The sequence below is a fragment of the Synechococcus sp. UW86 genome (genome assembly GCF_900474085.1).
GTDB lineage: Bacteria > Cyanobacteriota > Cyanobacteriia > PCC-6307 > Cyanobiaceae > Parasynechococcus.
In genome coordinates this window covers 449384-460862 of record NZ_UCNU01000009.1, presented here as the reverse complement: position 1 = coordinate 460862, position 11479 = coordinate 449384, and the positions used below count along the sequence as shown (strand labels likewise).

The 11479-nt window shown below is 62.8% G+C and carries 15 protein-coding genes; 9 read left to right on the top strand and 6 right to left on the bottom strand.

All coding sequences use genetic code 11. From position 1 onward, the window contains the following. Positions 1–8: 8 nt before the first annotated feature. Positions 9–1739 carry an ABC transporter ATP-binding protein gene (locus tag DXY04_RS04740; protein WP_244278573.1) on the top strand — a complete coding sequence of 577 codons (1731 nt, stop codon included), beginning with the start codon at positions 9–11 and terminating at the stop codon, positions 1737–1739. On the opposite strand, the gene folK is transcribed toward DXY04_RS04740, so the two are convergent. After that, positions 1681–2166 carry a 2-amino-4-hydroxy-6-hydroxymethyldihydropteridine diphosphokinase gene (gene folK / locus DXY04_RS04735; RefSeq protein ID WP_115161185.1) on the bottom strand — a complete coding sequence of 162 codons (486 nt, stop codon included), beginning with the start codon at positions 2164–2166 and terminating at the stop codon, positions 1681–1683. The two genes, DXY04_RS04740 and folK, sit on opposite strands and share 59 nt — an antisense overlap. A 38-nt stretch (positions 2167–2204) precedes the next feature. Here folK and DXY04_RS04730 point away from each other — a divergent pair, with 38 nt between their 5' ends. Next, complete coding sequence (locus DXY04_RS04730) at positions 2205–4313, top strand: magnesium chelatase subunit D family protein (protein WP_115161184.1); 2109 nt, start codon at positions 2205–2207, stop codon at positions 4311–4313. Positions 4314–4361: 48 nt separating this feature from the next. On the opposite strand, the gene DXY04_RS04725 is transcribed toward DXY04_RS04730, so the two are convergent. Together DXY04_RS04725 and DXY04_RS04720 are read right to left on the bottom strand one after the other, a co-directional pair. Then, a complete protein-coding gene (locus tag DXY04_RS04725; RefSeq protein ID WP_115161183.1) occupies positions 4362–5201 on the bottom strand; it encodes an MlaD family protein in 840 nt (279 codons plus the stop codon). Positions 5202–5206: 5 nt separating this feature from the next. Continuing rightward, complete coding sequence (locus DXY04_RS04720; protein ID WP_170951345.1) at positions 5207–5965, bottom strand: ABC transporter ATP-binding protein; 759 nt, start codon at positions 5963–5965, stop codon at positions 5207–5209. A 149-nt stretch (positions 5966–6114) separates the two neighbouring features. Here DXY04_RS04720 and yvcK point away from each other — a divergent pair, with 149 nt between their 5' ends. Further along, positions 6115–7470, top strand: coding sequence for a gluconeogenesis factor YvcK family protein (gene yvcK, locus DXY04_RS04715; RefSeq protein ID WP_115161181.1), 1356 nt, complete (start codon positions 6115–6117; stop codon positions 7468–7470). Here yvcK and DXY04_RS04710 read toward each other — a convergent pair. Genes DXY04_RS04710 through DXY04_RS04700 form a run of 3 tightly spaced genes read right to left on the bottom strand, consistent with a single transcriptional unit; the run spans position 7464 to position 9132 of the window. After that, positions 7464–8030, bottom strand: coding sequence for an NAD(P)H-quinone oxidoreductase subunit J (locus DXY04_RS04710; RefSeq protein WP_115161180.1), 567 nt, complete (start codon positions 8028–8030; stop codon positions 7464–7466). The genes yvcK and DXY04_RS04710 overlap by 7 nt on opposite strands. Continuing rightward, positions 8027–8767 carry an NADH-quinone oxidoreductase subunit NuoB gene (gene nuoB / locus DXY04_RS04705; RefSeq protein ID WP_115161179.1) on the bottom strand — a complete coding sequence of 247 codons (741 nt, stop codon included), beginning with the start codon at positions 8765–8767 and terminating at the stop codon, positions 8027–8029. The genes DXY04_RS04710 and nuoB overlap by 4 nt, the downstream gene beginning before the upstream one ends. A gap of 2 nt (positions 8768–8769) precedes the next feature. Beyond that, positions 8770–9132 carry an NAD(P)H-quinone oxidoreductase subunit 3 gene (locus tag DXY04_RS04700; RefSeq protein WP_115161178.1) on the bottom strand — a complete coding sequence of 121 codons (363 nt, stop codon included), beginning with the start codon at positions 9130–9132 and terminating at the stop codon, positions 8770–8772. Positions 9133–9215: 83 nt separating this feature from the next. Here DXY04_RS04700 and DXY04_RS04695 point away from each other — a divergent pair, with 83 nt between their 5' ends. The 6 genes from DXY04_RS04695 (at position 9216) to DXY04_RS04670 (ending at position 11428) form a co-directional block, all read left to right on the top strand. Beyond that, positions 9216–9614: a rubredoxin gene (locus DXY04_RS04695; protein WP_115161177.1), complete on the top strand. Its 399-nt coding sequence runs from the start codon at positions 9216–9218 to the stop codon at positions 9612–9614. A gap of 9 nt (positions 9615–9623) precedes the next feature. Next, complete coding sequence (locus tag DXY04_RS04690; RefSeq protein ID WP_115161176.1) at positions 9624–10625, top strand: photosynthesis system II assembly factor Ycf48; 1002 nt, start codon at positions 9624–9626, stop codon at positions 10623–10625. Positions 10626–10696: 71 nt separating this feature from the next. Next, positions 10697–10945 (top strand): cytochrome b559 subunit alpha, encoded by a 249-nt coding sequence (psbE, locus tag DXY04_RS04685; RefSeq protein WP_006850675.1) that lies wholly within the window; start codon positions 10697–10699, stop codon positions 10943–10945. Between the two features lie 3 nt (positions 10946–10948). Next, positions 10949–11089 carry a cytochrome b559 subunit beta gene (gene psbF / locus DXY04_RS04680; RefSeq protein WP_006851435.1) on the top strand — a complete coding sequence of 47 codons (141 nt, stop codon included), beginning with the start codon at positions 10949–10951 and terminating at the stop codon, positions 11087–11089. Between the two features lie 8 nt (positions 11090–11097). Further along, the gene (locus DXY04_RS04675) at positions 11098–11217 is read left to right on the top strand and encodes a photosystem II reaction center protein L (protein ID WP_006852026.1); all 120 of its coding nucleotides are present in this window, start codon (positions 11098–11100) and stop codon (positions 11215–11217) included. A 10-nt stretch (positions 11218–11227) separates the two neighbouring features. Continuing rightward, positions 11228–11428 (top strand): photosystem II reaction center protein J, encoded by a 201-nt coding sequence (locus tag DXY04_RS04670; protein WP_011363231.1) that lies wholly within the window; start codon positions 11228–11230, stop codon positions 11426–11428. Positions 11429–11479 lie beyond the last annotated feature (51 nt).

The following is an 11479-nucleotide window of genomic DNA, read 5'->3' as shown; positions in this document are numbered from 1 at the left end:
CGTCTGCCTTGACCGAAACAGGCCCGCAACCACTGCCCCGTCGGCGCCAGGTCCAGCTGCTCAAGGCCCTGGCCCTCGAGGCAGGATGGCGCCATCTGGCTCTGCTGAGTGGCCTGAGCACCCTCAACAGCTTGCTCGATATCGCCGGCCTCGGCCTGGCGGTAACGCTGCTGCTGGGATCAGGCTCCAGCACGGACGCCGCACCCCTGATCGGCGGCCTTCCCATTGCCGCCAGCCTCGGGCTGCTGGTCGGCCTGATCCTGCTGCGGGGTCTGATCCAGGCCCAGGTCGACATCAACCGGGAACGGCTGCGCTCCGGCTTCACCGATCGACTTCGGCAACAGCTGCTGCATGAAGTGTTCGAGGCTTCATCGGCCCAACTCGACCGGCTGGGACGCGGTGAGCTGCTCGCCCTGCTGATGGCCGACATCAACCGCACGGCACTGAGCCTGGATCAGGCGGTGCGCATGGGGCAGTCGCTTCTGGCGATGGCGATCTACCTCGCCAGCGTGCTGCTGGTGGGCCAGGCCACCGCCTGGCCGCTGTTGCTGGCCCTGTTGGCCACCACTGCAGCGGCGTTGCTGCAGCGCTCCGGCAGTTGGGGACTGGGGCGGATCCAGAGCCGCCTCAACGCCGCCCTGCAACGCACCGTCGGCGATGGGCTGCATGGCCTCAAGGCCCTGCGCGCAGCAACGGCGGAGGCCTGGCTGCTGCAGCGCTTCGCCAGGGAAACAGCGGAAGGGCGCTGGCTGCTGCGGGAACGAGTGCGCCGCCGGGCCAGCTTCAACGCCTGGCGCGACACCCTGGTGGTGGCCGTCGCTGGTCTGTGGATGCTGCTTCAGGGGGAGTCCCTCACCGCCGAAGCGCTCACCACCACCCTGGTGCTGGCCTACCGCGCCAGCGCTTCGCTGAGCACGGTGGTGCAGGCCCGCCGGCTCTGCCTGGGCAACCTGCCTGGCTACGAGGCCCTGCGCCAACGGCGCGACCAGCTGATCCCCCGCCAAGGCGAAGCCAGCGACCTCACCATCACTGACGACACGCTGTCGAGGCTCAGCCGTCAACGCTGGCATCAGTTGCAGTGGAGCCGTCGTGATGACGAAACACAAAGCCTGGATTCCCTCTGCCTGCGCGCCAACGGACTGGTCGCGATCACCGGACCCTCCGGCAGCGGCAAGACCACCCTGCTCGATCGGATCTGCGGGTTGCTCCGCGAAGAAGACAGCCATTGGCAGCTGAGCTGCGATGGGGGGGCCTGGTCGCTGAGCGGGCTGGCCGGCGCTCGGCAGATGCACCAGCTGATCGCCTACGCGCCCCAGAATGCCGTGCTGTTTGAGGCCAGCCTGCGCGAGAACCTGCTGCTGGGGGCTGAATGCCCACAGCAAGACATCGCAGCCTGGCTGCAGCGGCTGGGCCTGGCCCACCTGCTGGAGCGACCCGACGGGCTGGATGCAGCGCTGGCCCTGGCACAGGATCCGTTTTCAGGCGGCGAGATTCACCGGCTAGGCCTGCTTCGCGCCTGGCTGCGCGACAAGCCGATGGAGGTGCTCGATGAGCCCACCGCTTTCCTCGATACCAAGGCCGCTGAGCAGGTTCGTTCGGTCATTCGCGAACGCGCCGAGCAACGGCTGATGCTGATCAGCAGTCATGACCCGGAGCTCCTGGCCCAGGCCGATCAGGTGATCACGGTGCAGCCGAGCCCTGCATCGCTTCCAGCAACGGCGCCAGCACGAAACGCCTGAGATGCAGGCGTGGATGCGGGAGCTGTAGGCGCGGGTGCTCCAGCCGCAGCTCACCCCAAAACAGCAGATCCAGATCGAGGCTGCGCGGCCCCCAGAGCTGTTCCCGCGATCGGTCGCGGCCGAACTGCTGTTCCAACCGCTGGAGCTCATCCAGCAATTGCAGTGCGGAGGCCTCGCTTGGCGAGGCTCGCAGCCCCTCCACCAGCATCACGGCATTGCAGTAGCGGGGCTGGTCCGGGGGGCCACCTACGGGGGCGGTGTCGTGCAGGGATGACCAGCGGCAAACCAGCTCCTGATCGGACCAGACCCTGAGCAGATCCTCCAGCAAAGGCCGCACCGCCACCAACGTCTCGCGCGGCGATCCCGCCACACTGGGTCGGTTCGCCCCCAGCGCCACCGCAACAGAAGCGTCATCGATGGAGGGCATCAGCGAGACTGGCGCGCACGAACGGGCTAAACGCGTCCATGGTGGCAACCGGAGTAGCGGTGAAGGACGACCAGGCCACCCGCGCCTTTCCGCTGGCAGCGATCACGGGCCATGGCACGTTGAAGCTGGCCCTCCTGCTGGCGGCTGTGGATCCTGGGTTGGGCGGTGTGGTGATCGCGGGGGGACGCGGCACCGGCAAATCAGTTTTGGCTCGGGGGCTGCATGCCCTGCTGCCCCCGATCGACATCCTCGATGCCGAAGGGGGTGTCGGCCGCAACCTCGATCCCCAGAACCCAGAGGAATGGGACGACACCACCCGTGAGCGGATCACAGGCGAAGCACCGTCCACGGTCATTCCCGCCCCCTTCGTGCAGATCCCCCTTGGCATCACCGAAGACCGTTTGGTGGGAGCTGTGGACGTGGCCGCTTCACTCTCCAGCGGCAGTGCAGTTTTTCAGCCGGGACTGCTGGCGGATGCCCATCGCGGCGTGCTCTACGTCGACGAGCTCAATCTTCTTGACGACGGCATCGTCAACCTGATGCTGGCGGCGGTGGGCAGCGGCGAAAACCGAGTCGAACGGGAAGGTCTCAGCCTCAGCCACCCCTGCCGGCCGCTGCTAATCGCCACGTACAACCCTGAGGAGGGCAACGTCCGCGATCACCTGCTGGACCGATTCGCCATCGCGCTCTCCGCCAACCAGCTCGTGAGCACCGAGCAGCGGGTGGAGATCACCAACGCTGTGATCAGCCATGGCCAGTGCAGCCGCAGCTTTGCTGAGAAATGGAGCGAAGAAACCGATGCTCTGGCCACCCAGCTGCTGCTGGCCCGCCAATGGTTGCCGGATGTTCAGATCAGCGGCGAACAGATCGAGTACCTGGTGACTGAGGCCATCCGCGGAGGCGTCGAAGGGCACCGATCCGAGCTCTACGCGGTGCGGGTGGCCAAGGCCCATGCCGCCCTCAGCGGCCGTGACCTGGTTGAAGCCGAAGACCTCCAGGTGGCCGTGGCCTTGGTGATCGCACCGCGGGCGTCCCAGATGCCCCCTCCGGATCAGCAGATGGAACCACCGCCACCGCAGGATCAGGAACCGCCGCCGCCGCCCCAGGACCAGGGCGATCAGCAGCAGGACAACCCGCCCCCACCACCGGAGGGGTCCGGCGAAGAGGACAACGACCCGCCGGAGGACAACAGCGAAGACGACACCAGCGACGATGACGAGGGTGACGGCGAAGAGGATCAGGCTCCACCGGCGGTGCCCGAAGAGTTCATGCTCGATCCCGAAGCGATCGAGGTGGACCCTGATCTGCTGCTGTTTAATGCCGCGAAGGCGAAAAGCGGCAACAGCGGCAGCCGCTCCGTGGTGCTGAGCGACAGCCGTGGTCGCTACGTGAAACCGATGCTGCCCCGAGGGCCGGTGCGCCGCATCGCCGTGGATGCCACCCTGCGGGCAGCGGCGCCTTACCAGAAGATTCGCCGTGAGCGGGAACCGGGCCGCTCCGTAATCGTGGAAGAGGGCGATCTGCGGGCCAAGTTGCTGCAGCGCAAGGCCGGTGCTCTGGTGGTGTTCCTCGTGGATGCCAGCGGCTCGATGGCCCTGAACCGAATGCAGAGCGCCAAAGGCGCCGTGATCCGCCTACTCACAGAGGCCTACGAAAACCGCGATGAAGTTGCTCTGATCCCCTTCCGCGGGGATCAGGCCGAAGTGCTGCTGCCTCCAACCCGCTCGATTACGGCGGCCCGGCGCCGGCTGGAATCGATGCCCTGTGGCGGCGGTTCGCCCCTGGCCCATGGCCTCACCCAAGCGGCCCGCGTTGGCGCCAATGCCTTGGCCACCGGGGATCTCGGCCAGGTGGTGGTGGTGGCCATCACCGACGGTCGCGGCAACGTGCCCCTGAGCACCTCCCTGGGCCAACCCGAGCTGGAGGGCGAAGAGAAGCCCGATCTCAAGCAGGAGGTGCTGGATGTGGCCGCCCGCTACCGGATGCTCGGGATCAAGCTGCTGGTGATCGACACCGAGCGCAAGTTCATCGGCAGCGGCATGGGCAAAGACCTCGCCGAAGCCGCCGGTGGCAAATATGTGCAGCTGCCCAAGGCCAGCGATCAAGCGATTGCAGCGGTTGCGATGGACGCTATCAACACCATCTAGAGCACGATATCGGGTCGAAATCACACCAATACTGACCCTATATCGTGCCTATGGAGCGGTTTGCGCTGGATAGATTTCGCCGAACAATTCACCCAAGCCGATGGTGAGATTGCGCACGCCCTCCATGAACTCGGGATCACCGGTGAGTTGAACCACGTCACCACCCACTGCATCGATCGTGGCGGTGAGCTGGGCGGCATTGGCGGCCGTTTGCTTGAGCTCATGCAGCGTTTGGGGATTGTCGAGTGAAGCCACGATGTTGTTGATGTGAGCCGTGGCCAACTCCAGATTGCGGATCACGGGACCAGCCTTGACCAGCTCATCCTGAAGCCGCACCGTCAGCAGCTCAAATGACTTCGTGGTGGCCTCAATCTGTTCAAGCGAGGCCGCCACATTGGGGATCACCCGCTCGCCCTGAACCTGTGCCAGCAGTTTGGAAAGGCTGGGGACCTCTTGCCCAACAACAGTTTCACCGCTGCAAAGTTGTCGCGTTGGCTGACAAGCAGGCGATTGAGGGAGGGGTGCATCCGGCGGAAGCGGGGTTCCGCTACTGACCAAGGCCACCCGGGCGCTCCCCCCCAACAAGGAAGCCGAGCCCACCGTGGCAGTCACGGGCAGCGGCAGGCGCAGATCAGCTTTGTTGATTTCGAGCTCGGCCACCACCGACTCAGATGTGACCGAAATCGAGCGCACTGAACCCACCAGGATGCCCCGGTAGGTGACAGGAGAACGCTCGGCCATACCTGCCGCATCGTTAAAACGTGCGGTCAGCGTCCAATGGCTTGATCCCAAACGAACCCCGCGAAGCCAGAGGGCGGTGGAGGAGAATCCGATGATGCCGCCGATCAACGTGAATCCGACGATGGCATCACGAACGCTGCGTCGCATGGTGATCAGTGCTCCGCCGGTTGCATTGGTCCGCGCAGGCTACCCGTCCTGAACTGGACGACATAGGGATTTTCTGTGGTGCGAAACGCCTCCACCGACCCTTCCCACCGGAACTGTCCGTCGTAGAGCATCAACACCCGTTCCGCAGAGCGTTCGATCGTGCTGCGCACGTGACTCACCACCACGGAACATCCCTGGGCCACGGTGGTGGTTTTGACAATCAAATCTTCGATTCGCGTACAAGCCACTGGATCAAGCCCTGCAGTGGGCTCGTCGTACAACAAAAGAGGCATGGACTGATCCCCCCTCTGAGGGTCATCAATCAGGGCACGGGCAAAGCTCACCCGCTTCTGCATGCCACCACTCAATTCACCGGCATAGAGATGAGCCACGTCATAGAGCCCCACCGACTCCAGGCAGACATGCACGCGATCGCGAATCTCTTGCCGCGACAGCTGCGTCCGTTCGCGCAAGAGAAACCCGACGTTCTCCTCCACGGTGAGCGATGCCAGGAGCGCGGGGTTCTGGAACACGAGCCGCACGTCCGGCGGATCGATCTGATCAAGTCGCAGGTAGGTCTGAGGCTGGTCGAACAAACGCAGCTCACCACTGGTGGGCAGCTGCAAACCGGCCAGAAGCCGCAGCACCGTGGACTTCCCAGCCCCCGATGGGCCGACCACGGCCAACCGTTCACCGGGATGCACCGTCAGGCTGACCCGATCAAGCACAGGCCGTGGACCCCACTGCATCGTGAGGTTCCGCATCTCCACAACAGGTTGAGACTGCGGCACGATCTGGGCCGAAAAACAACGTCATCCTGCCGCCTTTCCACAAGCTCCGTACAGTTCGGTGAAATTGCTCACAAAGCCGTTCCTTGGCGCTGAAGCCCCCAACAAGCAGACGCCAAGCCCGGATGATGCGCAATCAGCGGCGACGGGATCTGATGACCCGCTCCCAACGAGCCGTGCGCTGGCTGCAACCTGGCCTAGTGGTGAAGCGCTGGCTGCTCACCTCCGGCCTGGGCCTGTTGACGGCACTGCTAGGGGCCGCCGTCTGGGCCGATCTGAAGCCGATCTACTGGATCCTGGAAACCCTCAGCTGGCTGCTGAGCACCATCACCACCGTGCTGCCGCGCGAGATCACCGGACCCCTGGTGCTGCTGATCGGCAGCGGTCTTTTGCTGTGGGGACAGAGCCGCAGCTTCGGCTCGATTCAACAGGCTCTCGCCCCTGACAAGGACACCGTTCTGGTGGATGCCCTGCGGGCCAAAAGCCGCTTGAACCGGGGGCCCAACATCGTGGCCATCGGCGGCGGGACAGGCTTATCGACCCTGCTCAGCGGTCTGAAGCGCTACAGCAGCAACATCACCGCGATCGTCACCGTCGCTGACGACGGCGGAAGCAGTGGGGTGCTCCGGCGGGAACTGGGGGTGCTACCCCCAGGTGACATCCGTAATTGTCTGGCAGCCCTTTCCACCGAAGAGCCACTGCTCACCCGCCTGTTCCAATACCGCTTTGCGGCCGGGAGCGGTCTTGAGGGGCACAGCTTCGGCAATCTGTTTCTCTCTGCCCTCTCAGCGATCACGGGCAATCTGGAAACCGCCATCACCGCATCAAGTCGTGTGCTGGCCGTGCAAGGTCAGGTGGTGCCCGCCACCAATGTGGATGTGCAGCTCTGGGCCGAACTTGAAAACGGCCAACGGATCGAAGGCGAGAGCAACATCGGCCACGCCCCCAGCCCCATTGTTCGCCTGGGCTGCAGTCCTGAACGACCGCCGGCCCTGCCCCGGGCCCTCGAAGCGATCGCCAATGCCGACCTGATCGTGCTCGGACCGGGCAGCCTTTACACATCCCTGCTCCCCAATCTGCTGGTGCCGGAACTGGTGGGCGCCATCAAACGCAGCAAGGCCCCCAGGCTCTACATCTGCAACCTGATGACGCAACCCGGCGAGACCGATGGCCTGGATGTGCGCGGTCACATCCGGGCCATCGAGGCACAGCTCGCCACTCTCGGCATTGAGCCCAGACTGTTCAATGCCGTCCTGGCCCAGGACGACCTGCCCGATTCAGACCTGGTGCGGTATTACCAAAGCCGCGGCGCTGATCCCGTGCGTTGCGATGCGGAAAAGCTCCGCTCAGACGGCTACGACGTCACGCAGGCACCACTGCAGGGGGTGAGGCCAACAGCAACGCTGCGCCACGACTCGCGCAGCCTTGCCCTTGCGGTGATGCGCTTCTACCGAACCCATCGACGAGAACGCGATCAATAGGCGTCCTGCATTTCATAGAAATCAGGCTGGACGTAGTCCTTGCGCAACGGCCATCCTTTCCAGTCCTCTGGCATCAACAACCGTTTGGGATGCGGGTGTCCCACAAATTGGATGCCATACATGTCAAAGGTTTCACGCTCCTGCCAATCGGCGCCACGAAACAGTCCATAAATCGACGGCAGCGAGGGGGTGCCTTCACGATCGAGGAAGACCTTGATCCTCACTTCCCGCAGCTTTGCTGAGGGATCGGCCGCCATGGCCTCAACCTGTTCAGCCATCGCCAACAGGTGATAGAAACAAACCAGTTGCTCACCGGGGCCTTCGTCGTAGCCCCCTTGGCACTGGAGGTAGTCGAAACCGTTGCTCTTAAGCGCCGCAGCGATTATCGGAAGAACGGCAGCGTCAACGCCGATCTGCTCAACGCCGAGATGATCAGGCTCGAGGCTGTTGTGGTCAAAACCTTGCTTGTTCAGCCATTGGCTCACCGGACCAGGCTCCGGAGCAACAACCGCACCCGCGTCATCCGAGGCGGCAGTCTTCTTAGAAGGGGTTTCGCTCATGACTCGACAGATTCAGAAGCAGGGGTAAGCACAGCGGCATCGGTGGCCAAAGTCTGACCAGCCGGCGCTGCAGCCAGGGCGGCTTTCTGAGATTCAGCCCGAAGGTAAGAACCTGTCACGACAGGTTCAACACGCTTCATCTGATGGGAGACCGACATGTAGCGATGGGTCTGCTGGTGCTTGCGCCGCTCCGCCAGCGACTCATCCCCCACTTTCTTACGCAGTTTGATCACAGCATCAAAGATCGCTTCAGGGCGAGGCGGACAGCCCGGCAGATAGAGGTCCACAGGAATCAGCTTGTCAACACCGCGCACAGCGGTGGTGGAATCAGCGCTGAACATGCCTCCGGTGATGGTGCAGGCACCCATGGCGATCACATACTTCGGCTCGGGCATCTGCTCATAGAGCCGCACCAAGGCCGGGGCCATCTTCATAGTGACCGTGCCGGCAACGATCAGAAGATCGGCTTGACGAGGGGAACTGCGGGGAACCAGACCGAAGCGGTCGAAATCGAAGCGGGATCCCAGCAGTGCTGCAAATTCGATGAAGCAGCAGGCCGTTCCATAAAGAAGCGGCCAGAGACTGCTCAGACGGGCCCAGTTGTGCAGGTCATCCAGACTCGTGAGGATGACGTTCTCACTTAAGTCATTGGTGACAGTTGGAGCACCAATCGGACCGCAGCTGGCTTCGCGCAGATCGCGAACTGCAGCAATGGAAGGGGATGTGTTCTCAGGCATGACTAGCTCCACTCAAGGGCGCCTTTGCGCCAGGCGTAGGCCAAGGCCACCAGCAGGATGGCGATGAAGATCAGGGCCTCGATGAAGGCCAGCAAGCCGAGACGGTTGAACGCCACAGCCCAGGGATAAAGGAACACAGTCTCGACATCGAAGATGACGAAGACCAGCGCAAACATGTAGTACCGGATATTGAATTGAATCCAGGCCCCGCCAATGGGCTCCATGCCGGATTCATAGGTGAGCTGGCGCTCACCGGCACTGCTTTTCGGCGCCACCAATTTGTTGGTGATCAGCGCCAAAGCTGGCACAGCAGCCGCAATCAGCAGAAACCCCAGAAAGGCGTCGTAGCCGGGCAGGGCAAACATGGAGGTCCCCGTAGACCGGGCCAGTCTGGCATTCACCGCCTGAAGTTGTCGTCGATAGAGTCGTCTGGCCCAGCAACACAGCGGTGAGCGACGAACAACAGTCCGTCCAGCCGGTCGAAACCACCGAAACGGTGGAGCCAGCGGTTGAAACCGCTCCGGAGAGCGACCCACGGACCCACCGTTTTGAATGTCGCAGCTGCGGCTACGTCTATGACCCCGATGAAGGGGTCAAGAAGGTCGGAATTGAACCCGGTACAGCGTTCGAGGATCTCGACGCATTGGCATTCCGCTGCCCCGTCTGCCGCAGCAAGGTGGCCGCCTTCCGCGACATCGGTCCACGTGCTAAAGCCAGCGGTTTCGACGAGAACCTCGATTTCGGCCTCGGGGTGAATCGGATGACGCCCGGGCAGAAGAATGTTCTGATCTTCGGCAGCCTTGCCCTCGGCTTCGCCTTTTTCCTGTCCCTTTATTCCCTGCGCTGAGGCCCACCAATGAAACGTCTGTTGAACTCTTTCAGTCAACTTTTGCTGGTGCTTGTACTGGGGGTCAGCCTCAGCGGCTGCGTCACCACCCACGTGCCCACGGCCAGCACGAGCCCATGGCAGGCCATGGATCTCGATACCCAGGCCAATCCGCTTGATGTGGCTTTCACCGACAGCCGTCATGGCTACCTGGTGGGCAGCAACCGGATGATCCGTGAAACCAACGACGGCGGTGCCCATTGGAATGAGCGCAGCCTTGATCTGCCTGATGAAGAAAACTTCCGTCTGATCAGCATCGACTTCGACGGCGATGAAGGCTGGATCGCCGGACAACCCGGGCTGCTCATGCACAGCGACGACGGGGGGCAGAACTGGACACGCTTGTTCCTCGACACCAAATTGCCCGGAGAGCCATACCTGATCACTGCCCTGGGCAGTCATTCAGCAGAGCTTGCCACCAACGTGGGTGCGGTCTATGAGACCCACAACGACGGCAGCAGCTGGGAAGCCAAGGTGACCGATGCGGCGGGTGCCGTCCGAGATCTGCGGCGCAGCAAAGACGGCAGCTACGTGAGCGTGAGTGGCCTCGGCAATTTCTATGCCACCTGGGAGCCGGGCGAATCGATCTGGCAAGTCCACCAGCGGGTGAGCAGCCAGCGGCTGCAGAGCATCGGCTTTCAACCCGACGGCAACCTCTGGATGGTGGCCCGCGGCGCTCAGATTCGCCTCAACGATGAGCCCGGGAATTTCGACAGCTGGAGCAAAGCCATCATTCCGATCACCAACGGCTACGGCTACATGGATTTGGCCTGGGATGACGATGGCGCCATCTGGGCCGGCGGCGGCAACGGCACTCTGCTGGTGAGCCGGGACGGCGGCGACAGCTGGGAGAACGACCCCGTCGGGGACCGCCAACCCAGCAATTTCACCCGCATGGTCTTCGACGGAGAGCACGCCTTTGTGCTGGGTGAGCGGGGCAACTTGCTCCGTTGGGTCGGCAACGCTGTGTAACTGAGGATCTTCCTCAGTCTCAGCTCACCAGAGCCACCTCCTAAGATCATCGTCCTGATACGCCCAACGCCATGGCCGCCGGCTCAACAGGAGAACGCCCGTTCTTCGAAATCATCACGAGCATCCGTTACTGGGTGATCCACGCCGTGACACTGCCTTCCATCTTTTTGGCAGGCTTCCTGTTCGTGTCGACCGGCCTGGCCTACGACGCCTTCGGAACACCTCGTCCCGACGCCTACTTCCAAGCTTCGGAAAGCAAAGCTCCCGTTGTGAGCCAGCGCTACGAGGGCAAATCCGAACTCGACATCCGTCTGAAATAAGCCATGACCCAAGCACCTCCCGTCGCCACAACGCCACGCAACTATCCAATCTTCACGGTGCGTTGGTTGGCGTTGCATACCCTCGGCATCCCGACGGTGTTTTTCCTTGGCGCCCTCGCCGCGATGCAGTTCATCCGCCGCTGATCCAACCCATGGAACGCAATCCCAATCCCAACAACCTGCCGGTTGAACTCAACCGCACCAGCCTGTATCTGGGTCTGCTGTTTGTCTTCGTGACCGGCGTGCTCATGTCCAGCTACTTCTTCAACTGAGGATTATTCGATGAGCGGAAAAAAATCCCCATATCCCGACGGTCGAATTCCCGACCGTAACCCCGATGGGACACCTGCTGTTCCCTGGAGAAGCCGCTGGACCGAGGGCGTTCTTCCTCTATGGCTGGTGGCTACGGCGGGCGGAATGGCTGTTTTGTTCGTAGTGGGCCTGTTTTTCTACGGCTCCTACACCGGTGTTGGTTCCGCCTGATCGGAAGCCACTTACGAAATAAAAATGCCCACTGGTCTCTGTCCAGGGGGC